Source organism: Variovorax sp. J22G73, assembly GCF_030317035.1.
Lineage (GTDB): Bacteria > Pseudomonadota > Gammaproteobacteria > Burkholderiales > Burkholderiaceae_C > Variovorax.
In genome coordinates, this window is sequence record NZ_JASZYK010000020.1 from 49,106 (window position 1) to 75,656 (window position 26,551).

Below are 26,551 nucleotides of genomic sequence, written 5' to 3' on the forward strand. Positions count from 1 at the left end.
CCAATCAACGAAGCAGCGGTGGCTGGCTTACGCCGCCGCGAGCCGGACGAACTCGTACCGCTACCGCGACTCGCACGCGCAGCTTCGGAAACGACCTGGGCTTGTCCCAGGTTGCGATTGAACACCACACGGTGAATGCGGTTCATCAGGCCTCCTCTCGGTCCTTGGAGCGCGGATTATTTGAGGCAATGTTTGCCGCGACATCACTTTTACGCGCCTCTGTTGGTGTCACGCATCACACCTCGAGAGACAAATCAAACGCGGTCTTTGGAAGGCAGATCCAAAGTTCTAAACACTGCCGCGAGAGGTGCTGAAGCAGCTGAAGCAGCTGAAGCTCAACGGGCGCAGTATTGCGATGGCCTATGTGCCCGTCGGCGGTGCCCTCCGTCGTACCGCCCCGCATCGGCCGCAAAAACAATTTCCGGCTGCAGGTGTACGACTGCAAGACGATGAGCGTGTGGAACAGAAACCCGCGGCACGATCGTCGGAGCGCGGCGCGTGGAAGACTTCATCGTCAGCGAATGCTCGATGCGGGTCATTGAAAATTTATACCTCTCGCGCGACTTGCGCTTCGAGATGGCACCAGGCAACAGCGATCTATTCCCCGAGTTGCACGCCGCACCTGAGGTGCGCCGAGCCGGACCGAGTCGCGCGCATCGTCGCGGTGTCGGTATCGCGGGCGTGGCTTTTTACAGCTCAGCCAGGGGCCGGCACCAGTGTCTTGCAGAGTCGCAGCGCCGGCGCGCTCAAACGTGTATCGGTGCTCTGGATGGCGCTGACATCCATCGACGCTCACGCAGTCTCGTGCAGCCCCTGGCGCATCTGCACGGCGCGCCAATCCCTCTCAATGTTGCCCGCTCGAATCGACAGCTGCTCCCGGAAGCTCGTTTTCTACACCCAAACAAGGCGGGTCGTAAGCGTCACGCTGCCCCACCTTTGCTGCAGCCACCCCCAACCTGGCTCGCCAGCAGATCGGTGCCCACGTGCCCGCCTGCAAGACGGGCAGGCGCCCCTCGATGAGGCGCGCACCGTGCCGTCTTGGCGGCTACATACCGGCGGAAATCAACCGGCCTTTAGCGCAAAGGTTGCCGCCTCACGCACCTGACCAAGCAATTGCGCTGCCGCGCACATCGTCGTGGCGAATACGCTGGCGCGGTCTTGGTTGGGGCGATCCGCCCGCGAAATAGCTTGGATCGATCGGCAGTCTCATCGCAGGCCCTGCAGACAGCCGCCTGTCGGGCGCATTGGTATGACGCGGCCTACGAGTGACCGCGCCCGCACCTCACGCGCGCGCACGAGCCTGCGTCTAGCATCGAGCTGACAGTTCCATTCCACTTAATTTCAAGCGAGCATTCATGAATTCGAAGATGGCCGGGTCCCCTCAGACATTGGTGTGGTACGCGGGCGCTGATGGTTGCGTCAATGTCGCCAACCCGCTGTGGCAAGAGTTCACCGGGCAGCGGTTCGAAGACTACAAAGGCTGGGGCTGGCTTCAAGCCATTCATGCCGACGACAGGGCGACGGTGCGCCAACGGTGGGCCGAAGCCCTGGAGGCCGGTCAAGCGTTCACCGTGAACTATCGGCTCCTGCGCGCGAATGGCGAGTACCGCGAGGTTGTGGCTCAGGGCGCACCGGTACACGACGCAGGGACCCTTAAGCAGTGGGTTGGCTTCGTCGTCGACACAAGCGAGGGCATCCGCGCGCAAGCTGAGCGCCAGGCGAGCGAGGATCGCCTTCGTGTGCTCGACGAGATCGGTCAGGCGACGCGTCATCTCCAGAACGCGGACGACATCATGGCGTCGACCGCCCGTGTTCTGGGCAAAGCGCTTGGCGCGACCCGATGTGCCTATGCAGACGTGGACAGTGACAGCAACCGGTTCACCATTCGAAGCGATTGGGCAGTCGAGGGTGTGCCAAGCAGTGCCGGCGTCTACTCGTTGGAGCTGTTCGGTCCGCAAGCCACGTCCAACCTCCGCCAAGGCCTTCATCTCATCGTGAACGATGTGGACGCAGAACTTGGGGACGAAGGTGGCGCACGCATGTTCAACGCCATCGGCATCAAGGCCATCATCTGCGCCGGACTGGTGAAAGAGAACCGGCTGGTGGCGATGATGGCCGTCCATCAGGCCACCTCGCGTCGATGGACCGACGCCGAAGTCCTCGTCGTCTCCGAAGTCGTTGACAGGTGCTGGGCCCACATCGAACGTACGCGAGACGCCGCCCTCCTCAGGGACCAGGACGCAAGGAAGGACGAGTTCATCGCGACCTTGGCCCATGAGCTGCGCAACCCCCTTGCCCCGATCAAGTACGCCGTAGCCATCGCGAGTCGTCGCGCAAACGACGACGTGGTCGCATCGAAGCTCGCGATGATCGATCGCCAGGCGAGCCTCATGGCCCGACTCATTGACGATCTGCTGGACATCTCGCGGATCAGCCGCGGCGTGATCGAACTGCGACGCCAGATCGTCCCGCTGGACATGCTGGTGTCGAATGCGCTCGAAACCGCGCAGGTGCTGCTGGAACGGCAGGGCCATCGGGTCGAAATGCGCGTGGCGCCTGGCATGGACGTCTACGCGGATCCGGCCAGAATGGTCCAGGTGATCGGCAATCTCCTCACCAATGCCGCGAAGTACACCCCTGTAGGCGGCAGCATCGTCGTCGAGGCGTACACAAGGGGGCATCAGGCTGTCGTCTCGGTGACCGATTCAGGCTATGGGATGTCGTTAAGCGACGCGAGCAGGGTGTTCGACATGTTCACGCAGTTGCCGCACACCAAAGCGCATGCACAAGGTGGTCTTGGGCTCGGACTGTCGTTGGTGCGCAAGCTGATGGAACTGCATGGCGGCACCGCCCAGGTGAGCAGTCCGGGTGTGGACCAGGGAAGCACTTTCAGGTTGGAGCTGCCCCTGGCAGATCCTTCGCCGCTATCAGTGGAAAGGACTGCGCCTGAACTGGCGAGGGTCACGGACACTACGGACGACATGAACGGCGCAGGCGGCAGTGCCGATCGGGCTCGGCCCGGAGGCCGTGGGGCACCGCTGCAAGGCGCACGAGTTCTGGTCGTGGAGGACAACGAAGACGGTCGTGAGGGGCTGGTCGCATTCCTGCAAGGCGTGGGCGTCGAGGTGGAGGCGGCCAGCGAAGGCTTGCAGGCCCTGAAGCTCGCTGAGCAGCACCGGCCGGAGATCGTGCTGCTGGATCTCGGCCTTCCGGGCATGGACGGGTATGCGGTGGCACAGGCCCTGCGAGCGCGCCATCCGCCTGAGCGAATGGCCATCATGGCGCTGACGGGTTGGGGGGCGGGCCGGGACCAGGAGCGCACACGTGCTGCAGGGTTCGACGCGCATCTCGTCAAGCCGGTGCAGCCTGACGCGCTTCTTCGCGCGATCGAAGCGGTCATGGGCCGCGCGTCTTCGCCTTGACCGTCCTTCGCCTCGCGTGACAAGAGCAAAAAACCATCCAGTTACCCCCGACGGACGGTATTTCGTCGTGAATGGCCGGCTGTGGCGGACGAGCGATCCGAATCTGAGCGAACACGCCCGAGAAGCCTGGATTGCCAAGTTGATGGCAGCTCGGCGCCAGGTGGGACTTGCGTTGAAATCGGGTGACATTGTGGCGCTGAAAGCGGCACGTGCGGCGGTCGACGCCGCCAAGCGCGCGCTGGGCGAGCGCGGCCCGGTATGGTGGACCGACGGAGCCCCGGACCTCAACAGGCACATGGTGACCCATACGTCCTACAAGCGCTGGTACGAGGAACTGCAACCCGGCCAATGACTGCGGGACACGGTTGCTCGCGCTGCGCATGCGTGCGTTGCACACGGCGAACCTGCCTTCGCGCTGACTGCACATCGCACGAACCAAAAGATCTTCATGAAAATGCCGACCCTAGTTGGCGCGGCAGCAAGGGGGCTTCGCCCCGGCAGGGCAAGCGCTCGCTCTTTCCAGGGAAGGGCAGCTCTGCGCACGTGAGGCACGGCTCGGGCGCTAGGGTGCCAACTGTTCAGCGCCGCATCAGCGCCCAGAGCCCAGAGCCCAGAGCCCAGAGCGCAAGGCTGGTCCGGCAAAACCAGGGGCCCCCATGAGATGCGGCCAGTCCCACCGCGGCGTCGTCGACCACCGCCCGTCTCGCTCACCGCCCTGCTGACTGCTTGCACCGGACCCCGTCGAACGCACGACGTACAGCTTGAAGGACTGGTTGCGGGGTCGCTGAGCCAGACGCTTGCTCTTGCTGTCAAACACAGGCGACCACACCACGCGCCGGCTCGTGAACCGCACGCTCCCGCTGGCCCGTGACAGCCCTGTCAGTTGAAGCCTTCCGTCTGGTCCTTGTACGAGCCGTCGAGCATCTTGTAGCGCCACTGCAGCGTGCGCGACACGTACTGCGACGTGGTCAGTGCCGCAAAGCTGCCGCCCACCGCCACCACCGACCGGCTGCTCGCGCCCTTGGGCACCGAGGTCGAGGCAGAGTTGACGGCGCGCGTGCCGTCGTTGCTGTACACGTTGACCGATTCGATGCGCTCCGCGTACGGGTTCACGAGCCATTCGAGCGTCAAGGTGGTGGCCTCCGGCGCACCGTTGCTCGCCAGCGCCTGGGTGCTCTGGGGAATGGTGTGCCATTGCTGCGTGGCCGCATGGGCGGCGGGCACCACGGGGGTCACCATGCGCAGCGAGAAGCTCAGCGCGGGGGTCAGCGTGGTCGGCGTGGCCGGGTCGGCGTCTACAGCAGTGAACAGCTCGAACTCGTAGCGCGACCAGCCCGGCACCTTGCTCAGGTCGAACTTCCAGTTGGCGCTGGGCGGCTCGCCATACATGGCCGGGTGCGCCCAGTTGGTGTAAGCGGGCGTGGCTTGCGCGATCGACGGATTCGGCCGCAGCGCGAAGGCGTCGGGGCCCGTGATGTCGCGGCTGCGCTGCAGGTTGAAGAGGTTGATGGAGTTGGCGACGAACTGCTGCGGGCCGGCCGGGATCGTTCCCGAAGTGTTCAGGATCGACAGCCAGCTTTGCGGCAGTTCCCCGGGGTCGGCTAGCACCAGGCCCGCATCGGGCAGGCCCGGGCCCTTCACGCGCGCATAGCGCAGGTTGGGCAGGCTCGGTCCGTAGCCGGGGCGGGCGACGTAGATTTCCAGTCCGCTCTGGAAGCGCGACGGTCCCGTGGCGTACTGCTCCTGGAAGGCCGCGGGCAGAAGTTGCTCCTGGCGCCGTATGGAGGCGCGCACATAGGCGTTCACCGCGCGGTGGTTTCCGTACAGCCACCAGTTCGTGTTGCGCGCGGTGGTGGCGGTGTTGGCGAACTTCTTCACCACCAGGATGCGGTTGTCCGGCACGCCGTTCTTGTCGGTGAAGCGCAGGTTCACGACGGCTTCGTCGCGGCTGTCCTGCTGCTTGGTGTAGCGCAGCAGCTCGGGGCGGTTGAATCGCGCGCCGTCCATGTCGGGCGAGGCGATCAGGCCGCCGAAGGAGGCGGCGGCATCGAGGCCGCTGTGCAGGTAGCTTGCGCTGCCGGTCTGCTGGCCCGGGGCATCGTCGACCACCAAGCCGTCGCATGCGGGCGACGAACTGCGCGGTGCCGAGGCCACGGCAAAGCAGGCCGTGAAGCCGGTCTGCAGAAAGTCGAGCTCGGTCACCGAGAAATCGCCGGCGGTCGAGGCTGCCACGGTCGCGGGCGCGGTGGTGGTGGCATCGGCCAGCGGCACCGACGGCGCATCGGGGTTGAGTGTGTTCGACAGCACCGGCGAGCCGTTCTCGAAGGTCACGCGCACCTGGTCGAGCATCCTGTCGGCGCCCGTGTTGGAGCCGCCGACAAAGGGGGTGGAGATGGGGTCGAAGGTGGCCGGGTCGAGCCCGACGCTGGCGAGCACGTCGGCGAGTTGCTTGGCGACGTTGGCGCGCACCGCCTGCAGGACGCCGGCGTCCACCGCTGCCAGCGCGGCCGGGTCGTTCACCAGGGCCAGCGGGTCCTTGTTGGGTGCCAACTGCGCGGCGATGGCGGTGGTCAGCGGGCTGATGTTGGCCGTGGCGTTGCTGCCCGCCGCCGGCAGTGTGGTCACCAGGCTGACCATGGGGTTGCGCAGGCCCGAGGGGTCGGTGGCCACCAGCACGAGCGGCACGGCCGCGGTGCTCTTCAGCTCGCACGTGAAGGCACCCTTGTCGTCGGCCACCAGCGGGGTCACGGTGCAGCTGTCGGCGCCGTTCCTGTCGAGAATGCGCACCTCGGCGCCGGCGAGCGCGGCGCCCGTGGCGACCGTGCCGTCGATCGACGTGACGGCTGCGGCAGGGCCGGGCTCTGGCGCCGGTGCCGGGGTTGGCGAGGGCGCGGGCGCGGCGCCGACCGGAAAGTAGGAAGCCCCGCCGCCTCCGCCTCCACCTCCACAGGCGGCCAGCAACGCCAGCGTCACGATGGACAGGACATGGGGAATCTTCAAGGTCGATGAGGGCATCTTGGGCTTGTCCAAAGGTTGAAAAACTCCGGACCTCCCGGCGTTTTGTGAACCTTAGCGGTCACTTACGGAAATGAAATGATGCAAATGCACCATTCTTGAAACGGTCCGGTGGGTGCCAGGGTTTTCCAGGGCGGAGCACAAAGTCGGCCCTTGCGAATCACGGAAACAGGGGATGCGTTATCCCGCGGGCGCGGCAAGACTGGGCCCATGACCCCACCAGCGTCGCACGACATCGGCACCCTCCTGCTGCAGCTGTACCGGCTCTCGCACGAACTGCCAATGCAGGCGTTTCAGGACGCCGCGCTCGAACTCGTCAAGCCGGTTCTGCCCTTCGACGCCTCGATGTGGGGCACGGCCACAACCGCCGAAGAGGGCATCGACGTTCACACGCTGCACCTCTACCGCAAGACGCCCGACATGATGCGGGAGTACGACGACTTCAAGCACCTCGACTCCGCGGCCGCGAGCTTTTTCGGCAAGGGACAGGGCACCCAGGGCTTCAACTCGGCAAGCTGGTGGAGCGGGCCCCGGTATGCGCCGTTCTTGGACTATGTGCGGCGCTACGACCAGAACAACATCTTCATCACGATGGACAGCAACCCGCAGTCGAACTTCATGCACTGGTTCTCGCTGTTTCGCGCCGACCCCGACGCGCACTGCAAGCCAGAGGAAGTGAGCCTGCTGGCGAGCCTGTCGCCGCACATGATGCAAGCGCTTGCGCTCAACCGCGTGATGCATCTGGACCGAACGCAATCGCCCGCCGCTGCCCTGCAGCCGCGGGGCTCGGCCATTGCGGACCTGAAGGGCGCCATTTACCACTGCGACGTGAGCTTCGTGGCGCTGATGCAGGAAGAGTTCGAGGACTGGCCGCGTCAAAGGCTGCCGACCTCGCTGCTGGAGCACTTCATGACGGTGCAGTCCGCCTTTTTAGGGCGGCATATCGCGGTGTCGTCGCGGCTGGAGCAGCGTCTTTTGTTCCTGGGCGTACGCAAGCGCTGCGCCGCCGACGGCCTCACGCCGCGCGAGCGCACCGTGGCCGAACTGCTGGCACGCGGCGACACGCACAAGGACATCGCCGCCATCCTGAGCCGCTCGCCGGCCACCGTGCGCAACCACATTCAGGCCATCTACGACAAACTGCAGGTGGGCAACGTCGCCGGACTGATCAAGGCGTTGCGCCTCGCGGCTTGAACACCGTGCTCGCGCCAGAGTCAAGCCTGGCGGCGTCCCCGTCCGCAACGATGCAGCAGCTCGCAGCGCGACACTCAATCACAAGTCATTGCAGCCAATTCGTTGCACGGTCGCCAAACAGGTCCCGCTCGTGCCCGCGTACCGTTGCCCGTCCAACGATGCCGCGATCACGCTCACGGCCTGACGCCGATGGACTCCACTGCCAGGAGCGATCCGCGGGCAATCTCTCATTCCGCGCTCGGCGCGATCAACTAAGGAACGCAGAGGCCCACGGACAACGCAAATTGGCTCCAGAGCCGAATTCTGGTGCGGATCGCCAGATGGCAGGGCGCCTTCAGGGCACTCTTCAGAGCGGCGTGATCCTGGCGCTCTTCATCATCTGCCGGGTCAGTTCGATCTCGTGCCGTATCACCTGCAGATAGCCCTCCGGGGTCGAAGGCGTGACCTGGCTGCCAAGCTCAGTCATGGCCGCGATCACCTGCGGATCTTTCACCATCCGGCTAAAGACCTCATAGATGCGCGCGGCGATAGGATCGGGTGTGCCTGCGGGCAGGGAAAGCCCGCCCCATGAAGTCAACTCCACGCCCTGCAATCCCTGCTCGGCCAGCGTGGGCACGTCCAGCAAGTTGGCATTGCGTCGAGTGGCCGCCACGCCCAAGGCCTTGAGCTTGCCGGCCTTCACGTGGGGGTACGCCACTGCGAAAATCGGCATGCCGAAGCTCACCTGCCCGCCGAGCACGGCGTTCACCAGTTCCGACGCTCCCTTGTACGGCACATGCGTTGCGCTGATGCCAGCAGCATGGAGGAACAGCTCGACGCCGAGGTGCGAGGGTGTGCCCACCCCGCCCGACGCGTAATCAAGCTTGCCGGGGTTGGCGCGCGCTTTTTCGACGAGCTCCTGCAGCGTCCCGATACCCGATGCGGGGCTGACAACGAGCAGCACGTCTGACGTCGTGAGCCGCATCAAATGACGAAAGTCCTTCATCACGTCGTACCCGGGGCTGCGGTACATCAGCACGTTCGCGGCCATGGGCGCCGCGGAGTAGATCCAGGTGTACCCATCCGGCGCGGCTCGGGCCACCTGGCGCGCGCCAATGTTGCCGGCAGCGCCGCCCTTGTTCTCGATGATGATCGCCTGTCCGAGCAGGCGGCCAGCGGCCTCGGCGAGGATGCGTGCCCCGGTGTCGGGCCCAGTGCCAGCCAAGTAAGGTACGACCCATTTGATGGGACGGCTGGGCCAAGGGTCGGCTGCCCGCGCAACGCGCGCGAATGGCAGCAGTGGCGCCGCAGCCAAGGCGCGGCACAGCACGCGACGCGACGCGTCGAAGTCGTTGTTCATTTCACTTGTCTCCGGATCTCTTATGTAGCTCTGTTTTTCAGGCGCCCGCTTGAGGCGCTTCGCCAAGCAACTCGCGTGCGATGATGTTCTTCTGGATCTCGCTGGTGCCGGTGAGCACGCGGTACATCCGCAGCATGCGAAACAGGAACTCCACGCGGCGACCCTGCACGATGCCCTCGCCGCCGTGGATCTGCACCGCCGCATCGGCGATGCGGAACGCTGACTCCGAACAGAACAGCTTGGCCATCGAGGCGTCCGCGCGCGCGTCGCCGCCCGCATCCAGCTGGCGCGCGGTCGAGATCATCAACGCGCGCGCCGCCGCGAGCTGCGTGGCCATGTCGGCGAGCGAATGCTGGATGGCCTGGAACCCCGCAATCGGCTGGCCGAACTGGCGCCGCTTGCGCGCGTAGTCGCGGGCATCCTTCAACGCCACGGTGGCCAAGCCCACCATGGCGGGGCAATGCAGCAGACGGTTGACAGTGATGCGCCCCAGCGCCAGCGCCAGCCCTCGGCCTGGCTCGCCGATGAGGTTGGCCGCGGGCACACGGCAGTCGTTCAACAAGATGTCGCCCGTGGTGGACTGGCCTGCCATGGTCTTGTAGCCCGAGACCACCTCGACGCCGCTTTGGCGCAGGTCCACGAAGAAGGCCGAGATCTGGCGGCGATCGGGGCTGTCGGAGGTAGACGCCATCAACACCGCGTAGTCCGCAAAGGGCGAGCCCGAGATGAAGCGCTTGCGCCCGTTGAGAATGTAGGTGTCGCCGTCCAGGCGCGCTTGCGTCTGCAGCGCGCCGGGGTCGGAGCCGGCCTCGGCCTCGGTGAGGGCGAAGCAGATGGCCTTTTCGGCCTGCGCTACCGGCACGATGAATTTGGCAAGCTGCATCGGCGTAGCGTGGCGCGCCAGCGCCCCCACCCGCGGTGGGCCGCTGAGTTCGCCGAACACGTGCGGCGCGAGGGGCGACCCGCTCGCGTAGATCGATTCCTTGATCAACACATGATCGAGCAGCGAGAGCCCCAGGCCGCCCATGGCTGTGGGCAACGTCATGCCGTAGAAGCCCAGTTCGTGCGAGCGGCGCCACACGCGCTGAAGCGTTGGCTTGTCGGGACTGTGTTCGTGGTCAATCCCTTCCTCTCGCACAAGCGCGGCCAACTCGCCGTGCAGGAAGTCAGCGATGCGCGCGATCAGCTCGGCTGCGCGTTCCGAGCCTTCGAACGGCCCGTCGAACAGCGGCGCGCGCACGCTGGAAGCCGTGGTGGCGCTGGCAGTGGTGTCGTCCGAGAACTTGGAGGCAATGGCTTGCGTGGTCATGGCGGTACGTCTCCTCAGTTGACGCGGCGATCGTGGCCTGCCCAATACGGCGACTGGATGACCTTGCGCGCGATCTTTCCGTTGGCGTTCTTCTGCAGCGACTCGACGAACTCGATGCGGCGCGGCCGCTTGAAGCCCGCAAGCCGCTGCGCGCAGAAGGCGTCGAGCGCGGCCGCGTCCGCGACAACGCCGGGCTTCAAGACGATGTGCGCGGCCACAGCCTCGCCCCACTTGTCGTCAGGTACGCTGAACACGCAGGCCTCGTCAACGGCAGAGTGCTGGTACAGCACCGCCTCCACCTCCGAGGGGTACACGTTGAAGCCGCCGCTGATGACCATGTCCTTCTTTCGGTCGACGATGTAGATGTAGCCCTCGTCGTCAGCGCGCGCGAGGTCGCCCGTGTGGTAACGGCCATTCTTCAGCACCTCAGCCGTAAGCTCGGGTGCGCGCCAGTAGCCCGCGAAGATGTCGGGTCCGCCGACCACGATCTCGCCGATCGCGCCCCCGGCCACCGGGAGTCCTTCGTCGTCCACGATCTCCATCACCGACTCCAGAAACGGCCTGCCACAGGAGGCCAGCCGCTCGGGCATCGCGGCGCGTGCGAACAGGTGGTCTTCCACGCTGAGGCCGCACACGCCCGAGGTCGTTTCGCCTGCGCCGTAGCCCTGCGAGAGCACCGGGCCGAACACGTCCATTGCCTGCATGATGCGCGCAGGCGCCATCGGCGCGGCGCCATAACCCAGGCGCCGCAAGTCGGGCAGCGGGCGGTAGCGGCCCTGCACCTCAGCCAGCAGCATGTTGATCATCGTGGGCACCATGAAGGTGTGCGTCACGCGCTCGCGCTTCATCTCGGCAATGAACCGGCCTGGATCGAAGCCGCTGAAAAGTCGGATCGTGGCGCCACTGCACAGCGCCGGCACCAACTGCATGCCCGAGGCGTGCGTGATCGGGCCCACCAGGCCCAGGAGATCGCCAGGCTGCAGGTTGTCGGCGCGCATCAGGAACTTGCGCAGTTGCGCAAGGCGGTTGCCGAAGGTCTGCATCGCAGCCTTGAGCACGCCGCTGGAGCCTGAGGTGTAGTGCAGCACTGCAAGGTCATCCGCTTGTACCCGCGCCGGCAGAAAACGGTCGCTGGCGTGCGCAAGCGCGCCTTCGTACGACGTGGGCGAGTCTTCAACGGCATCGAGCAGCAGCAGGCGCGGCGCAGCCTTGAGGTGCGACAGAAAGCTCTCCGCGCGTTCGGCGGTGGTGACGATCAGCGCCGCCTCGCTGTTGGCGACGACCTCGGCCACCTCAAGCGGCGCGAGCCGCGCGTTGATGGGCGCCTTCACCAGCGCGGCCTTGTAGCAGGCCAGCTCCAGCTCGACGATCTCGACGCAGTTGGGCAGGTACACGCCCACACGGTCGCCGCGCTGCAGGCCCAGGCCGCACAGCGCGTTGGCCAGGCGGTTGGAGCGCTGCTCGAGTTCTTCGTAGGTGACCGAGCGCGACGCGCTCGTGACGGCCAAGCGCTTCGCGTGGATGCGCGCGGCACGCGATGCGAGCTCGCCGACGTTGGCGATCGCGGGGGATGTGGTTTGCAAGTTGTCTCCTGATGTCCGGCGCCATGGCACGGGATGGAGACGACTTTGGCAGCACAGGGCGCACAACAACAAATACGGATTGCTGATGCACGGGCATCAAAACAATTGATAGCCTGCGCGAGCCCCGGCACCCTGCCCTATGGCCTGCCGCGGGTTTTGGGCAGCGCTTCATCCCGCAAGAGCAATTCCGCCTCCCATCGACCGGACGCGATCAGGCGGCGCGTTTCGTCCACCAAGACGTCCATCACTGCCTGCGTCGCGTCGTCCAGCTTGCGCGCGGACGCGGTCGCAAGGAAATAATTGCGTGCCAGCTCGGGCTGCACCACGCGCGCTACGAGCCATTGCTTGCCTCTTGGCGGCGCGTCGCCGATGGCACATGCGGGTGAAAAAGTGAACCCTGCGCCCGCGAGGTACAGCGAACGGATCACGCGTGCGGAGTCGTGCTCGTGTGCGATGTTGAGTTCCAAGCCCAGATCCATCGCGGCGCGCTCCACCTGCGCACGGATGTTGAAGCGGCGCGATTGGAGCACCAGCGGCAAGCCCGCCGCACGGGCGAAGGGAATCTCCGGCCGCGCCACAGGGGCAGCCCTGTGCGCGTTGCGCGCCTTGCTCCGCTTCGACGCGCCGGCGACAGGCTGCGCAGTCATGGCCGCGACCTCGCCTCCGGCGTCGTGGCCGCACACGAACATCGCTTCTCGCACGAACGCCTTCACGTCGAGCCCATTCACGTCCTCGCTGTCCACCAGGATGCCGATGTCCGCGCGACGCTCGACCATGGCCTTGCGCACCATCAGGCTCAGGTCATCGATGACGAACACGCGGATGCGCGGATGCGACTGCTTCAGCCGCGCCAGCACGGGCCCCAGCAGCAGTGATGCCAAAAGGAACGGCACCGCCACGGTGACGGAGCCTTCGAGCCCGCCTGGCCCGCGCTGCAGCCGCTCGCGCATCGCGCTGGCATCCGACAGCAGCTTGCGTGCGTCCTGGTAAAACTGTAGCCCCGCCGCCGTGGGCGTGACACCGACGTGCGAACGCTCGAACAGCGGCGTGCCAAGCTCTCCCTCGAGCTTCTTGATCTGCGCAGTCAGCGCGGGTTGCGCCACATACAACGCACCTGCGGCGCGCGAAAGACTGCCTGCTTCCAGCACGGCGATGAAATAGCGAAGCGACCGGAGTTCCATAGGTGGGGCATTTTCGTCCCCGCGCGCTGCCGCTGCCGGCGAGATCAAATGCTCGCGCAGCGGAGACGTGCCGGCGACGCCCAGGCACGCCGGCCGGTCCACTGACCTTGCACCGCCCCTTTGTGTCTCCTGCCGATTGCACCATGGGCGGTCGAACCGCCCCTACCTGAAGCCGGCTGACCGCCGCCCCGACTGCGCGGCGGCGTCGGCTCCCGTTGGATCGTCCAAGATCCAGCGCACGAGGTGCAGTTCGTAGCCCTTACGCCAGCCTCCCGGCACAGGTCTACGGCGACCGGTTGACGAGCGGTCGTCCTGACGCATGGCTGCAGCGCCCAAGCCGTTGATTCAAAACGCGGGGGCCACAGCCCAACCTGCTACACAGCTTGTCGCGCTGAAGCGACGACGATTCGGCAACACATGTGTTGGCCGGGCATCGCAGCCGGCGCTGTCAAACTTCGGGAGGCAGCGCGCCGAAGTCGGTTCCCGCAAAGTCCTGAGAAACATGCACCCCCTGCGCATCACGCAGCAGCACGCCGCGCCGTTCCATCTCTCGCATCGTGCGATTGACAACCTCGCGAGACAGACCCGCGTACGACGCGATGACGCCCTGCGTGACACGCTTGTCGTAGACCTCGTGGCCTGCGGGCGCGATCTGCGTCATCTTGTAAAGCACGCGCCCCACCATCTCTTCGGACGACAACGAGGAGACGCGCTGGAGCTGCCGACGCAGCACATTCATCCGTGCGGACACCCCCTCGACCAGTTCCAACGCTATGTTTTGATGCCGCGCGCACAACGTTCGCATCGCTGATACCGGCACAAGATAAAGGGTGGAGGGAAGCACGGCGACCAACCTGTGAGCTGCGCGATACTGCGGCTCGCTGAGCGAGCCCCCCAGGTAGAAGTCGTGACGACGAATGAAATCGGTGGTGACGCCGGCCTCCTCCTGAGCACCCTCGCGCCCCTCGACCACCACCCGCACCAAGCCGCTTTCCACACAATAGAACGCACACGTCCATTCGTTCGGCGCCAGGATGGTTTCGTTGCGCGCGTAGGCACGCAATTCGCAAAGCTCCCGGAACGCCAGGCGTTCCAGCGACGGCAGACGGGCAAGCGAGGGATGCAGGTTCACAACGCGATGATGGAAGACAGCGCCGCTGGCGGCAATCACTGGAACAGGGGGTTTTGGCTGTCGCATGCGTCGATTCCGCCATGCCAGCGGCTATTCCCGCGCACTCAGATCGATCAAGCCCTTTTGCATCGCATCGCGCACCGCCCGTGCCCTCGACTTCACTGCCAGCTTGCGATAGATGTTCTTCACATGCGCATCCACCGTGTGCAGCGAGCGATGACTCGACTCGGCAATCTGCCGGTTGCTCAGGCCCTGCGAGATCATGCGCAGCACATCGAGTTCGCGACGCGACAGCCTCGGGGCCGCTTCTCCTGCTCCTGGTTCCGCTCCATCCTCTCCATTCGGTAAAGACTCGGCGCGCGGGGATGACTGTGCGCCGAACTCGAGAACCGCGCGGCCCTTCTCCACAATGCACCATGCGACACGCGTCGCCGCGGCCGAGTTGCCCTCGGCGATCAGCCGCATCAAGCGCGCCAGATCCTGCTGTGCGGCTTCGATGAACTGCAGCGCCAGCGTGGGCGCCGTCGTGCGGGGCGGGCCGTGCGCGGTCGCGCTCGCCATCCCATCGACCGGGTACTCGTCGTCGGGACGCCAGCGCCGGGCCAACTCGCCGCGTGCTGTGCTAAGAGGCGTTGTGGTGCCGCGCATAGACAGTGCATGGATCGGGTCGCGGTTGGAGATGGACATCGATGCCTTGCGTAGCTGGAAATGAGAGTTGCCGGCGCTCTGTCAGATGCGCGCTAGAGCTTGCGTCCGCGTGAGTTCGCCGCCGGCGGCAGGGCGCGACGGAGGTAGACTGGATCGAGCTGGTTCGGCGCGACCTGTGCCAGGCTGCGTTCGACGGGAAGCAGGCTGCCGAAGTCGGTGGAAGCGAATTCCGCAGGCACGTGCACGCCTTGGTCGTCGCGCCGCACGAGGCCACGCTGCTCCATGTCTCGCATGGTCTTGTTGACCACCTCTCGCGAGAGCCCCGCATACGAGGCGATCACCGATTGGGAGATGCGCTTGTCGAAGGCCCCCGTGCTCGCTGGCGCCAGCACGGTAAGCTTATGCAAGACGCGACTCACCACGTCTCCGGTGGACAGCGCCGACATGCGCCGCAACTGGTTGCGCATGAGGGCCATGCGCTTGATGGCGAGGTCCAGCAGGCCGGTGGCCACATCAGGGTACAGCTCGCACAGCCTGCGAAACGCCGCGATGGGAATCAAGTGCACGGACGAAGGCAAGGCCGCCACCAGCGTCTGCCGAGACTGGACAGTGTCTTCAGCCAGCGACGGTCCGATGAAGAACTCGTCCTGGCGGATGAAGTCTGTCGTGACATCAATGGGTTGCGCACGGCCGCCACCATGACCCACCACGCGCAGGAGCCCGCTGGAAACGCAGTAGATGCAGTCCGTCGAACTTCGTGCAGCGAGCACCACTTCGTTGCGTCGGTAGGAGCGCAGTTCGCTGCTGCGCACCAGGGCCTCGCGCTCTTCCTGAGGAACGCTCGCGAAAATAGGATTCAGGTACATGGCTGAAGGACACGCGGTGCCATCGATAAGGTCAACGCCGACTCACGCGATGGGCGAGAGGCTCGTCGGGGGCACTGCCCGCGCTCTACAGGCCGCGCGCACGGAGTCCACTGGCTGTGGGCAGCACGAGCTGCCATCACTAACCCTATCGAGCAGCGCGACCAGCTTGGCTTCCGGTGTGCGCAGTGCCGCTTCAAGCATCGCGTACTGCGCGGCTTCGACGGGGTTGCGCGCGCGCCTGTCTACCCGCGGCTGCTCGAAGGTGGCGAGCAGTTCCTGGACCGAGCGTTGCAATTGGTTCAGGTCCTTGCTAAGGCGGGGCAGTCGCAGTTCGAAATCGGGCGAAAGTTTCACAGGCACCCCGCCAGGGGATCCACGCAAGCGGCACCGGAAGTGGCACCGGAGCTGCCGTCGTGTGCGTCGGCGTCGGCGGTGGCCCTTGCCCCTGCTGCTTCGGTGGCCCGCACGCCGTAGCCTTGCAGCCACTGCGCGCCCACGCGTGAAGCGATGTGCATGTCTTCTTCACGCTCGATGCCGTCCACCACCACTTGGGTCGCGACGTGCGTGCACAGGGAGATCATGCCGCGCAGGCACTCGACGCCAAAGGCGCCACCGCGCGCGCGGCGCAGCAGCGAGGCGTCGAGCTTCACGATGTCGGGCCCGCAGGACTGCAACGCAGCAAGGTTATCGTTGCCTCCGCCGATGTCGCGCAAGCCGATGCGGCAACCGCGCAGTTGCATCTGCACGCAGAAGTCGCGCGCGGCCTCGTGCTCGGTCAGCGTGGCGCTGCCAACGATCTCGATCACCAGCCGCGAAGCCAGCGAGGGCTCCTCGTCGAGCGCCGCGCACAATGACGCCCACCAGTGATCGAGCCTGACGCTTTGCGCGCAGATCCCCACGCCGATGTGCATGGCGGGTTGCCGCCGCAGCGCCGCCAGCGCCTGGCGCACCGCGATGCGATCGAACGCGCGGGCCAGCCCCAGGCGTTGCAGGCAGGGCAGGAACACCTCCTGCGCCAACAGGGCCGGCTCGCTGCGGCTTGCCGGAAGACGCACGCGCCCCGCGTGGTACAGCGTGCCATGGTTGCTGCCCGCGTGCACCACCGGTTGCCATGCGAAGGAGAGCGCCTCGGTGCGCAGGGCTTCGCTCACGCGCAGGGCGACGTCCATGTCGGCGCGGTAGCGCTGGCACCAGCCATCGGCCCGGCTCTCGCGCGAGTCAGGGAACGGTTGCGCGGTCCACAGCGCGAGCTCGATCTCCGACGTGCCGAGCTGCCCGGGCGCGCGCATCTCGATCCAGTCGACGTGCAACTGCACCAGCGCCACGATGCCCATCGCACGCACCGGCTCGGCGCCCAGCACGGCGAGCAGCGTCTCGATGGGCTGGCTGGCGCTGCGCACGGCCTGCGGCAGCTCGCGGATGTTGCTCGCGCCGCACACGAAGGCATCGTTTGCCCACAGCAGGAAGCAGTCGTCGCGCAAGCGGGCCATGTCATGGGCCGCCGACGTGATGAAGTGGGCGCACAGCCTGCGCTGCACCTCGAGGCTGGCAGCCGATGCGAAGTCCTGCCCGTAGGCCTGGGCGAGGTGCGGCAGGTTCGAGATGAACACATAGGCACAGGCCCGGGGTGCCGCAGCACGCAGTTCAGGCCAGCGCTCAAACGCAACGGGCGCCGCGCCGCGCACGTCTTGCCCGGCGTACGCCCGGACGTCGCGGCATGCAGACACTACCGCCGTCGGCGCACACGGCGCTTCAGTCTTTGAGAGGGTGAGCATCGGATCCTTCTTACATGAAACTCGTTGTTTGAACTCCCGGGGAGTGGCGGACCGTTTCGTGCGCTCGAATGAAGCGTCGGGTCCCTCCGCAACAGTCCATAGATCGTGCTGAACGAAGTGGTCGCGCTGTTGATGCAGCGACATCTCAGACATTTGAATACTACGGATTGCCGTAGCAAGCGCGCGCCTTTCTCTGCCTAACTGTGTTCCTTGTCACACATCTCGCTGGACGCGCTCCGCTTCAGTGCGTTTTTTCGCTCTGAGCTGCACACGCCCTCGTCGACATCGAGCTGCTTGTCCAGGGACGCGCGACGTCGAGGTGAATACGTCAAATGCGATTGCAGAATGTGCCCGCGCCGACAGCGGGACAACACGGCGCAAGCGAGATCGAGCTCTTAGCTACACGTTGTAGTTATCAGCACGCGCAAACACAGTTCGCATGCGCAGCGTTCCCCGTCTCTCCGACTTCCTTGCCATGAGGCAGCGTGCGCAGACCTCGTCTGAAGCACCCTTTGTCATCCCTGCATACGGTGCTGGTGCGGGCGCCCCCCAAATGCAAGAGCGCGCCCACGATGAAGGTGCTTGCTGTGAGTGGATTCGGCGACGGGGCCTGCTTGAGTGAGGACCCCTGACAGGGATTGGCCAGCAATCTGAACGAGCACGCAAATCGATCAAGCCACCGCCCGCTCCAGTCGAAGTACGTCCTCGGGCTCGGCTATGACTTGCTCTCGCAAGGGCGGCGCGAAGCTCCCAAGCCGCAAACTTCAGGGAACGCGGCGCGTCAATGGCGATGAAGAGGCACTCATCGTGCTTCTGAAGGCACGCGGTTCAATCTATCGTGAAATCGTGCAGGGGCAAACGAAAAGAAGACAGGGCTCGTACAAAACGGAACGACGTTTCACCGCTGGTAACATGCTCCGTGCCGCGCTTTACCCGCGGGTGCTTCCATGGTTGCACGCGTCCCCACGAAATCGTCGCCACTGCGATGACCTGTGCGCGTTGAGCCCGCACTCAGACGGTCGGTCCGTGGAACCAGCCCTCGACAAAGGGCGCCGCGCCAGCCAAGGCCGGGCCAAACCTGACGCTGCCGCGGTGCGCCTGCGCGATGCCCCGTATCCGCGCACGCCGGCTGGCGCTTGCCAACTGCGGTAATGCTTCCACAGACGATGCTCCGGAAACCGAGGCGACGCTATACACCGCGATACGAAAGCGCATGCCCGCAACTTCGCTGACAACAATGCGGCCCAAAGCCCCGGCTTGCATCGAACCCACCTCCTCGAGCGCGAGCCGAATGAACTGCGCAATGCGCGCCACATCGCCGTGAGCGTCGCCTTGGCCCAGACGGTCGTGCTCGATGGCACCGACGCACCGGCCTCCCAGCGCGTCCGCGAGCATTTGCGCCACAGTCGAATGCAATGGAAATGGCCGCATCGCGGCACCGATCGAGCGACCTGCCGCCAGACGACCCAGATCGGCGAGTTCCTCGGCTTGCTCTTCAGCGCGCGCGGCCGCATTTGCAATATGTTCGAGCACGCCGGGCATCTCCCGCACACCTTGGGTTGAGTCGCGCCGCCCCAGCAGCTCGGTGCCCAGCAGGACTGCGGAGAGCGAGTTGCGCATGCCATGCACTGCCGCGTCTGCCAACTCGTCCAAGGAAGGATCGGCAGTGTGTCGCCTCGCCGTCCAGGCGCTCGCCACCCAAGCGAGCACATCTTCCCGAGCGGCTGGCCGCCCCACTGCTGGAACGGTTGATAGCGGCTGGCGGGCAGGTTGCAGCCTTGCTCCTGCAGCATGGAGCGCCCAGTCCGAAGTCGATTCAGGCATTTGATCGGTCCCATTCCGTCAAGAAGAGCGGAGCTCGCCCCCTGACGTGCCCCTCGCTGTCGGTTGCGCCAATGGCTTACAAACGGACAGCGCATACTTTGCGATGTTGCAACCCCACATGCTGTCGGCAAACTCAGAACGACGCGTCAGCCAACGCCCCTGTTACGTCGCTTCGGCGCCTCAGGCAAAAGCATGCTACCCAGATGACCCTTGCCCGTCGAGTGATTGGGCCGCTTGGCCCGGCGCGGAGCGCCGATCCATGCGACATCAGAGGTCGACTCCTGACGGGCGCCGCAAAGCAAACGGACCGGATGGCGAGCAAGCCGGCGAACACTCGACAGGATCTTGCATCCACGTCGGGTGGCAACTCGATGCGCCGCCGCAGACGTCATTCCTTGCCCCGAGGACACCCCTCAGCAACACACGGGAGGTGGCGGGTCTCGAGGCCGGGATTCTGACGACCAAAGCAACACATTCCCGGTCCGATGCGGCAGCATGCTGCACGCTGCACGCTGCACGCTGCATGCAGCCGCAGAGACTGCCCAGACGCTCCAGCGCTCAGGAGGTCGGAAATCCTGAAGTCGATGCACCGGGGAGACACCAGCAAAGTGTTGTCGGTCTCACATCGAGCATGTCCGGCAATGGAACTGAATTCACGTCCCTCTCGATCAGCACTTACAGCAAACAAGCTCAGGCCTTGCGTCAATGCCGCAGTTGGAAAGGTATGTGAGGGTGCACTTGTCTCTGCCTGGCCAGACGCACCGTGATCGGGCGGCGCGCCACGAGCAGGTCGTTTCACACCTGCCCCGTTTTTGTGCGACCGTTGAACGCTGACGTATTGCTTCTTGGCCGGACGCCGTGCTCAATTTGTCGGCCGCGAAAAATTCGCCCACAGATTTTGACCGCCCGCTGCCGCCCAGCGAATGTTCCTGATCGCAGTTGTGATGCAGATCACACCTGAAGCCGGATAAAAGCCACGCCCGGAGAATATTTCCCCTTGCTTCCTCTGACACGCACCCGAGCAGACATGAATGCAATATCGTTCATGCTCTTTTCCGAATGAAAGTGGCGTGATGCGGTTTGCGGACTTTCATCCAGTCGGATCGCCCATCTCGCGGCGCGACAGTCATCCCGAGGCGACGGTGATGGGGCAGCTGATGTCCAGGCGGCACAGGACGAGCCTTTGGTCGATCCTCGGCATGCTGGTGGCGCTCGCTGCCGTCGGCGGGTTCCTGATTGCACATGAGCAAAACAAGATCCGCAGTGCAGCAGCCACGGTGATTGCAAAACCGCTCGAGCGGGTCGCAGAGGTGAATGCGGCGTTCCAGGAGCTGCATGCGCTGGACGTTCCAGCATGCTCACCGATGCATCTTGCTGCGTTGCGGTCGATCGCCTTTCGGTCTGCAATCATTCGTGACGTGATCTTCCAGGGAGAACACCCTGGTCAACGGTGCAGTGGGAATCTGGGCGCCGCCGCTTCCGCGCTGCCTTCGAAAAGCCCCGACTTCACCTCGGAGACCGGCCGCCAGATATGGCGCAATGTCGATCTGCCGCTCTCGCCCGGCGTCAAATCCACGCTGGTCCAGGAACGAGGTTATGAACTCCTGATTGCGCCGGAGAGTCAGCCTGCGACGGCGGAGCACGGTTACTACGCCCTGAGTGTGGTTCTTCTGAACAGAGCCAACAACAGCATACTTGTGGTACGCGGATCGGATCCGGGAATCGATCAACCACTGCTTGTCTCCGGTGCGACACGTTGGCTTCGGGGCGACCTGGTGTCGGTCGCTTGTTTGCCCGGGCAGATCACGTGCTACGTGCTGAAGGCACATGGAGCTTCCGTGCTGATGAGCAACCTGATGCTGCTCGTCTTCACCGCACTCCTCGCCGGCGTCGGCACGGCGCTCGGCTTTGCCTCATGGTCCGCCCGTCAATTCAAGACGCACACCATTGATGCGCTGCTGCGCGAAGCCGTTCGCAATCAGGAGCTGTTCATGCATTACCAGCCCATCGTCGACAACCGGACCGGCGAGATGGTGTCGGCCGAAGCGCTGATGCGCTGGACGCTGCCCAGCGGGGAAAGCATCTCGCCAGTGGTCTTCATTCCGATCGCCGAGGCGAACGACCTGATTGGCGAGTTAACCCGTCTGGCGCTTCAACGTGTCTCTGAAGACTTCGGCGCCTTTCTTCGCAGCCACCCAAACTTCAAGATCAGCGTGAACGTCGTTCCCGCAGACATGGTGGACGACAACTTCCATCGGTCGCTGCAGCTACATTTCGAAGCGCAGGGCATTGCCCCCACGCAACTGGCTTTTGAACTCACGGAACGCACGTCTGCAAAGCTTGAATCTGCAGTGACCGTGATGGTGGAGTTGGGCGGCCGTGGCCACGAGATCTGCATCGATGACTTCGGCACGGGGTACGCCAACCTGTCTTACCTCAGCGACTTGAAGGTCGACAAGATCAAGCTGGACAAGAAGTTCACCGACACCGTAGGGACGGGAACGTTGAGGGAGAGAATCGTCCCCTCCGTCATCGAATTGGCCAAGGAACTGGGTGTGGAGATCATCGTGGAAGGTGTCGAAAACCACGAGCAGGTCAAATACTTTCGAGAGCGCGGCGTGCACCTGATGCAAGGCTGGTTCTATGGTCGACCGCTGCCGCCGGCGGAGCTGATCCACGCGTTGCAGGCTCCACGGAGCGTGGCAGCGAGCCATCCTCGCCGATCGCCGAACACCCTCCACACCGCCGCGCCGGCGTTCGTCTGATCCCACGCCGCCCGCCCCACGATGCCTGCAGTGCCACGCACAAGAGGGAACCCGCTGCGCAATCCAAAGATGGATCCGACAGCAACGGGGCAACTGTCTTTCACGCACACGGGAGATGACTCTTGAAGACAATCAGGGCCGCACTTGTCGATCACAGCGAAAGTCGCAGACATGAGCTGAGCTCGCGGCTCCGACGGATCGGGCCATCGGTGCGCGAGTTCCGGGACACCAACGAATTTCTCGAGCAGTTGGCCCGCAATCATCCGTGCGATGTCCTGATCATGGCTGTCACCCGTCATGCCGAGTGGTTGGGCGTGTCCGCCATCTGCCGTGCAAAGGATGTCCCCGTCCTTCTCTGCCTGGAGGCGCTGCAATGGAGATCGCTGCCGCGCAGCGACGATTTCTTCGGTGCCACCGTGATTGGTTTCGCGGCGCTGAGCGATGACGAACTTGAATGGAGGATCGAAGCACTCCTGCACCAATCGGGGTTTCATGCAAAGCGCGGCGACGCCGAGCGAGAGGTGACCTGGGGCGACTACCGCTTCGTCATGGATGGCCGCCACGTCGTGATTCACAGGCGTCTGGAAATCCAGCTCCAACCGCTCCAGTTCGATCTGGCCATCACCCTCTTCGGCAATGTGGGGCATGTGGTTTCGCGTGATCTGCTCATGCGCTCATTGTGGAAAGGCTCCACGCACAGCAGCCGGTCCCGGGCTCTGGATGTCTGCGTCGCGCGGGTGCGAACACGTCTCGCGTTGCGCAAAGAGAATGGATTTGAGCTGCTGCCGGTCTACGGCCGTGGCTACAAATTGGTGGCTGCCACGTCAGCCCATGGTGATTTCATCATCCCTCACTCGCTCCAGGATGGCGCATCCGCTCCAGTCGTCGCGATCGGCACCTCGAAGCCGCCGCGCCCGGTTGGAGAGCCAACAAATGGCTGACGGGAACACGCCGCAGCGCCGCAGCGGCTGAACGGGGCAAGCCTGCTTCAACGCGTGTGACGCTCGCAGCGCGCGAACGGCCATGTCGCGCGGCAGCGCACGGCAGGCTTCCCGAAGCCGACTCGCGTCGTCGGACGGAGACCCCTTCGCATAATTCATACGTCGAAAAGCGCATGGTGTGACGGGAATCACAGGTAGATGCACTGAGCTTTAGTGAAAGATGCATCAAAAGATAAAGTTTCCTTTTGTTTTACAAATGGAGACAAGCCTGTGACTTTCCTGCCAAGCTCGAGGGCTCCAAACCGACGTCCGCCCGCCCGCCTGCTCGCTTTGCTGAAGCTTGCCGGCGTGATGTCCGCGATGCCCCTGCTCGTGCTCAGTCGTCCCGCATACGCCGGCAACGGCACGCAACCCGTCACCAACGTCGCCCCCGGGAACATTGCCGAGGGCAGCACGGATGCGATCAATGGTGCGCAGGCCTACCAGATCCAGACGACGGCGCAGACTGCCCTGAGCACAGCCGACGGAGCCACGGGCTTGGCCACGGCGGCCTATACCGGCGGCATTCGCGCACAGATGGCCGCGGACAACGCCCAGGTCAGTGCGAACAACGCAATAAACTATGCGTACACGGTCAACCTCGCTGCTGGCGCGGCGCAGTCCACGGCCAACGCCGCGCTGTCGAGCGCGGGCGCTGCACAGAGCTCAGCCGACAGCGCACAGAACACGGCGAACTCGGCATTGAGCGCAGCTGGCACGTCGCAAAGCACGGCCGATGGCGCCATGGGCCTGGCCTCGGCGGCTTACACCGGTGCGACTCGCGCACAAAGGTCCGCGGACAATGCGCAGGCCAGTGCCAACGCTGCAATGAGCTATGCGTACACAGTCAACCTCGCCGCAGGCGCTGCACAAAACACCGCGGACTCCGCCCAGTCGGCCGCCGGCGCCGCACAGGGGACAGCCAACACGGCACTGAGCACGGCCAACACCGCAGCCAGTTCCGCGGGCGCGGCCCAAAGCACCGCCGACGGCGCGATGGGGCTTGCGTCGGCCGCCTACAGCGGAGCCAACGCGGCCCAGCAGTCCGCCAACGCTGCCCATAGTCTGGCAGGCACCGCCCTGGGCGCGGCCAATTCCGCGAACCACACCGCCGGGGCGGCGCAAAGCACGGCGGATTCGGCGCTTTCGGCTGCGGACACGGCCCAGACCAGCGCGAACTTGGCCCACGTTGCCGCAGGCGCCGCGCAGAGCACCGCCAACACGGCGGTCACGGCTGCCGCTGCAGCGCAAGGCACCGCCAACGTCGCGGTGTCTGCGGCCGCCGCTGCGCAACATACTGCCGACGGCGCGCAAGGAACTGCGACGACAGCGCTGGGTCTGGCGCAGAACGCTGCGCAGTACACCTCGGACGGCAAGCGCTGGCGCTCAACGGCAATGGCGGTGCCGGCACCACGGTCAGCAACGTCCGCGCCGGGCAGGCCTCTACAGACGCGGTGAACGTGGCACAGATGCAGCAGGCCGATCAGGCCACCTTGAGCAGCGCCAACAGTTTTTCAAACCAGCAGGTTCGAGCGCTCCAGGCGGTCATGAACCAGGCCTTCCAGAACGGGCTTTGCAGTTTCAGCAACGGCAGCGTGAGCTGCGGCACGAGCAGCATCGTTCAGGGCAACGGCGCCACGGCCATCGGCAACGGAGCCCAGGCTGTCGGTGACCGCACGACCGCCGTGGGTACCGGTGCAGAGGCGCGCTTCGAGGGCTCCGTCGCGATTGGTGCAGGTGCACGTGCATTGGCCGATCCAACCACAGCCATCGGAAGCAATGCGGTGGCGGCGGGCAACAACTCGGTGGCCGTGGGTGCAAATACGTTGGCAAGCGGCACAAATTCCGTGGCACTGGGGCAAGGGTCGGTCTCGACACGCGACAACACGGTGTCAGTGGGCGATTCCACGACGGGCCTCATTCGTCAGGTCACCAACGTCGCGCCGGGCACACAGCCCACCGACGCCGCGAACGTATCTCAGCTGCAGCAGGCCGTTGATGCCGCATCCACCGCGGCACGCCAGTTCGCCGCCCGGGGAGTGGCCGCTGCCCTGGCCATGCCGCAGATGCCGGCGTTGGCGCCGGGCAAGCAGTGGACAGGTGCCGCCGCAGGCAACTACGCAGGCGAAAACGCATTGGGCGTTTCCTGGGGCTATCAGATCAACGAAGCGCTCAACGTCGGTGTGGGCGTGTCTGGAGCGGTGGGCGGCGGAACCACTCGGCTAGCCACGCGCGTGCAAGTGGGCTTCGCCTGGTAGCACCCGGCAACCTAATTGAACCACCTGCGCCTGTCTATCGTTGTCATGGCTCATCTATTTTCCGCTTGCCGTTGCGACATAGGGCTGCTCGTGCGGGTGCCGAGGACGGCATGGATGCGCCTGTTGCCTGCGCGACGCCTCTATCGCTGCGCTTTTTGCGGCAAGGCCCAGCTGCTTTCTCAACATGCCGTGCAGGAGGAGCGTGCCGCCGCTCGCTCCATGGCAGAAAAGCAGCAACACAAGTGATGTCGAGAGCGACAGGAAGTCCAATCCGATGAGCGGCACGCTTTCCGAGCGCTTGCAGGAACTCATTGCCGAAAAGGGCCGTGGTTGCCAAGCCGACCTGGCCCGTCACTGCGGCGTGACCCGCCCGGCGATCACGCACTGGCTGTCGGGCCGCAACAAAGGCGTCGAGTCCACTTACCTGTTCGCGATCGCCGATTATTTTCGAGTCGATGCGAGATGGCTCGCGACCGGGGAAGGGGCCAAATGGTCCGGTCCTTCGATGGAACTCTGGAAGAAGGTGCAGCCTACTGTCGGGGAGGTGCTGGCGTTGTTGGAAGAAAAGGGCTTTGGCCGATCCAGCCTGACCCATGCAGAGCGCGTCGAGTTGTACCTCTGGCTGGTCGGTGAACTTCCGACGTATCCTGGGCAGCGGCTACTTTGAAATCCGCAAGGAAGGGCCGCAGTGCAGCATCGTTTGCTGGAGTGACGCAGTGCGTTCGCCTGCCCGGCTGAGGTGCGAGCACGAGCCCCCGGTCGCCGTTCCGGGAAACAGTGACTTCCAGCTGTGCCACTGACTGCCCCGCTCTTCAAGGACCGGGGCCCAGCGCCGCTCATGAACTCTCGTGTACCGGATTGGGGCCGACTGCGGTCTCGCACACCGAAGCACGCCTTTCAACCAGTCCAAGCCGTTGCGCGCGAACTGATGTACGAGCGACGTGCAGCCTCGGTGCGCCTGCCCGCGCCGTGGAGGCCGCGATCGAATCTCTGGCCGCCGCGTCTACGACCTGGCAACCCGTCGCCTCCGAGCTATCCCCCACCTGAGGCCATGCGGCCAGCCGGGCGCTGGCAGGACGCCAGCGGCATGGATGCCGCAGCCGCTTTCACCCGCCGCAGCGCTTCGCGCGCCACGAGATACGCTTCGATCTGCCTTTCTCCCAAGACGACCGGACCGCGCCGGTGCGAGGCTTTGGAAGACGATTGGTCATTCGCGGGCAAGGAAGAGCCCGATCCAGAAGACATGGTCACTCCTTTCTT

Annotated in this window: 20 protein-coding genes and 1 pseudogene; 9 read left to right on the forward strand and 12 right to left on the reverse strand. The window is 64.9% G+C overall.

Features of this window, described 5'->3' with window-relative positions; translation table 11 throughout:
- Positions 1-17 precede the first annotated feature (17 nt).
- Positions 18-146, reverse strand: a pseudogene (locus QTI51_RS39120) (ESPR-type extended signal peptide-containing protein); the annotation flags it as partial.
- A 1,209-nt stretch (positions 147-1,355) separates the two neighbouring features.
- Here QTI51_RS39120 and QTI51_RS36845 point away from each other — a divergent pair.
- Together QTI51_RS36845 and QTI51_RS36850 are read left to right on the forward strand one after the other, a co-directional pair.
- The gene (locus QTI51_RS36845; RefSeq protein WP_286518170.1) at positions 1,356-3,422 is read left to right on the forward strand and encodes an ATP-binding protein; all 2,067 of its coding nucleotides are present in this window, start codon (positions 1,356-1,358) and stop codon (positions 3,420-3,422) included.
- Positions 3,423-3,489: 67 nt separating this feature from the next.
- Entirely contained in the window at positions 3,490-3,774 is a 285-nt protein-coding gene (locus tag QTI51_RS36850; RefSeq protein ID WP_286518168.1) for a hypothetical protein, read from the forward strand.
- Between the two features lie 527 nt (positions 3,775-4,301).
- Here the strand turns inward: QTI51_RS36850 and QTI51_RS36855 are convergent.
- The gene (locus QTI51_RS36855; RefSeq protein WP_286518167.1) at positions 4,302-6,437 is read right to left on the reverse strand and encodes a hypothetical protein; all 2,136 of its coding nucleotides are present in this window, start codon (positions 6,435-6,437) and stop codon (positions 4,302-4,304) included.
- Between the two features lie 210 nt (positions 6,438-6,647).
- On the opposite strand from QTI51_RS36855, the gene QTI51_RS36860 reads away from it, so the two are divergent.
- A complete protein-coding gene (locus tag QTI51_RS36860) occupies positions 6,648-7,631 on the forward strand; it encodes a helix-turn-helix transcriptional regulator (protein WP_286518165.1) in 984 nt (327 codons plus the stop codon).
- A 346-nt stretch (positions 7,632-7,977) separates the two neighbouring features.
- On the opposite strand, the gene QTI51_RS36865 is transcribed toward QTI51_RS36860, so the two are convergent.
- The 10 genes from QTI51_RS36865 to QTI51_RS36910 all read right to left on the reverse strand — a co-directional run bounded on the left by QTI51_RS36865 (position 7,978) and on the right by QTI51_RS36910 (position 19,117).
- On the reverse strand, positions 7,978-8,970 hold the full coding sequence (locus tag QTI51_RS36865) for a Bug family tripartite tricarboxylate transporter substrate binding protein (protein ID WP_286518164.1): 993 nt from the start codon (positions 8,968-8,970) through the stop codon (positions 7,978-7,980).
- Positions 8,971-9,007: 37 nt separating this feature from the next.
- On the reverse strand, positions 9,008-10,279 hold the full coding sequence (locus QTI51_RS36870) for an acyl-CoA dehydrogenase family protein (protein ID WP_286518163.1): 1,272 nt from the start codon (positions 10,277-10,279) through the stop codon (positions 9,008-9,010).
- A gap of 14 nt (positions 10,280-10,293) precedes the next feature.
- Positions 10,294-11,862 (reverse strand): AMP-binding protein, encoded by a 1,569-nt coding sequence (locus QTI51_RS36875; protein ID WP_286518162.1) that lies wholly within the window; start codon positions 11,860-11,862, stop codon positions 10,294-10,296.
- A 137-nt stretch (positions 11,863-11,999) separates the two neighbouring features.
- Positions 12,000-13,043: a LysR family transcriptional regulator gene (locus tag QTI51_RS36880; protein ID WP_286518161.1), complete on the reverse strand. Its 1,044-nt coding sequence runs from the start codon at positions 13,041-13,043 to the stop codon at positions 12,000-12,002.
- A gap of 448 nt (positions 13,044-13,491) precedes the next feature.
- Positions 13,492-14,214 carry a Crp/Fnr family transcriptional regulator gene (locus QTI51_RS36885; protein WP_286518160.1) on the reverse strand — a complete coding sequence of 241 codons (723 nt, stop codon included), beginning with the start codon at positions 14,212-14,214 and terminating at the stop codon, positions 13,492-13,494.
- Between the two features lie 51 nt (positions 14,215-14,265).
- The gene (locus QTI51_RS36890) at positions 14,266-14,862 is read right to left on the reverse strand and encodes a response regulator transcription factor (protein ID WP_286518158.1); all 597 of its coding nucleotides are present in this window, start codon (positions 14,860-14,862) and stop codon (positions 14,266-14,268) included.
- A 53-nt stretch (positions 14,863-14,915) separates the two neighbouring features.
- Positions 14,916-15,689, reverse strand: a complete 774-nt coding sequence (locus QTI51_RS36895; RefSeq protein WP_286518157.1) for a Crp/Fnr family transcriptional regulator — start codon at positions 15,687-15,689, stop codon at positions 14,916-14,918.
- 42 nt (positions 15,690-15,731) lie between these two features.
- A complete protein-coding gene (locus tag QTI51_RS36900; RefSeq protein WP_286518156.1) occupies positions 15,732-16,043 on the reverse strand; it encodes a hypothetical protein in 312 nt (103 codons plus the stop codon).
- Positions 16,040-17,608, reverse strand: coding sequence for an EAL domain-containing protein (locus QTI51_RS36905; RefSeq protein WP_286518155.1), 1,569 nt, complete (start codon positions 17,606-17,608; stop codon positions 16,040-16,042). The genes QTI51_RS36900 and QTI51_RS36905 overlap by 4 nt, the downstream gene beginning before the upstream one ends.
- 867 nt (positions 17,609-18,475) lie before the next feature.
- On the reverse strand, positions 18,476-19,117 hold the full coding sequence (locus QTI51_RS36910) for a hypothetical protein (protein ID WP_286518153.1): 642 nt from the start codon (positions 19,115-19,117) through the stop codon (positions 18,476-18,478).
- A gap of 1,202 nt (positions 19,118-20,319) precedes the next feature.
- On the opposite strand from QTI51_RS36910, the gene QTI51_RS36915 reads away from it, so the two are divergent.
- The 6 genes from QTI51_RS36915 to QTI51_RS36940 all read left to right on the forward strand — a co-directional run bounded on the left by QTI51_RS36915 (position 20,320) and on the right by QTI51_RS36940 (position 25,958).
- Positions 20,320-22,053 carry an EAL domain-containing protein gene (locus tag QTI51_RS36915; RefSeq protein ID WP_286518151.1) on the forward strand — a complete coding sequence of 578 codons (1,734 nt, stop codon included), beginning with the start codon at positions 20,320-20,322 and terminating at the stop codon, positions 22,051-22,053.
- A 122-nt stretch (positions 22,054-22,175) separates the two neighbouring features.
- Positions 22,176-22,994 (forward strand): winged helix-turn-helix domain-containing protein, encoded by an 819-nt coding sequence (locus tag QTI51_RS36920; protein ID WP_286518149.1) that lies wholly within the window; start codon positions 22,176-22,178, stop codon positions 22,992-22,994.
- Between the two features lie 330 nt (positions 22,995-23,324).
- Positions 23,325-24,491 (forward strand): hypothetical protein, encoded by a 1,167-nt coding sequence (locus QTI51_RS36925; RefSeq protein WP_286518147.1) that lies wholly within the window; start codon positions 23,325-23,327, stop codon positions 24,489-24,491.
- 11 nt (positions 24,492-24,502) lie between these two features.
- Positions 24,503-25,291, forward strand: a complete 789-nt coding sequence (locus QTI51_RS36930; protein ID WP_286518224.1) for a YadA-like family protein — start codon at positions 24,503-24,505, stop codon at positions 25,289-25,291.
- A gap of 15 nt (positions 25,292-25,306) precedes the next feature.
- Positions 25,307-25,537: a hypothetical protein gene (locus QTI51_RS36935; RefSeq protein WP_286518145.1), complete on the forward strand. Its 231-nt coding sequence runs from the start codon at positions 25,307-25,309 to the stop codon at positions 25,535-25,537.
- Between the two features lie 28 nt (positions 25,538-25,565).
- Entirely contained in the window at positions 25,566-25,958 is a 393-nt protein-coding gene (locus QTI51_RS36940) for a helix-turn-helix transcriptional regulator (protein ID WP_286518143.1), read from the forward strand.
- The last annotated feature ends 593 nt before the right edge of the window (positions 25,959-26,551 follow it).

What these genes read in the sequence shown, in the direction of transcription:
- QTI51_RS36845 (WP_286518170.1), top strand. Translation starts at nt 1,356, where the DNA reads ATGAATTCGAAGATGGCCGGGTCCCCTCAGACATTGGTGTGGTACGCG.
- QTI51_RS36855 (WP_286518167.1), bottom strand. Translation starts at nt 6,437, where the DNA reads ATGCCCTCATCGACCTTGAAGATTCCCCATGTCCTGTCCATCGTGACG.
- QTI51_RS36860 (WP_286518165.1), top strand. Translation starts at nt 6,648, where the DNA reads ATGACCCCACCAGCGTCGCACGACATCGGCACCCTCCTGCTGCAGCTG.
- QTI51_RS36865 (WP_286518164.1), bottom strand. Translation starts at nt 8,970, where the DNA reads ATGAACAACGACTTCGACGCGTCGCGTCGCGTGCTGTGCCGCGCCTTG.
- QTI51_RS36870 (WP_286518163.1), bottom strand. Translation starts at nt 10,279, where the DNA reads ATGACCACGCAAGCCATTGCCTCCAAGTTCTCGGACGACACCACTGCC.
- QTI51_RS36880 (WP_286518161.1), bottom strand. Translation starts at nt 13,043, where the DNA reads ATGGAACTCCGGTCGCTTCGCTATTTCATCGCCGTGCTGGAAGCAGGC.
- QTI51_RS36890 (WP_286518158.1), bottom strand. Translation starts at nt 14,862, where the DNA reads ATGTCCATCTCCAACCGCGACCCGATCCATGCACTGTCTATGCGCGGC.
- QTI51_RS36895 (WP_286518157.1), bottom strand. Translation starts at nt 15,689, where the DNA reads ATGTACCTGAATCCTATTTTCGCGAGCGTTCCTCAGGAAGAGCGCGAG.
- QTI51_RS36905 (WP_286518155.1), bottom strand. Translation starts at nt 17,608, where the DNA reads ATGTCGCTGCATCAACAGCGCGACCACTTCGTTCAGCACGATCTATGG.
- QTI51_RS36915 (WP_286518151.1), top strand. Translation starts at nt 20,320, where the DNA reads ATGCAATATCGTTCATGCTCTTTTCCGAATGAAAGTGGCGTGATGCGG.
- QTI51_RS36930 (WP_286518224.1), top strand. Translation starts at nt 24,503, where the DNA reads ATGCAGCAGGCCGATCAGGCCACCTTGAGCAGCGCCAACAGTTTTTCA.
- QTI51_RS36940 (WP_286518143.1), top strand. Translation starts at nt 25,566, where the DNA reads ATGAGCGGCACGCTTTCCGAGCGCTTGCAGGAACTCATTGCCGAAAAG.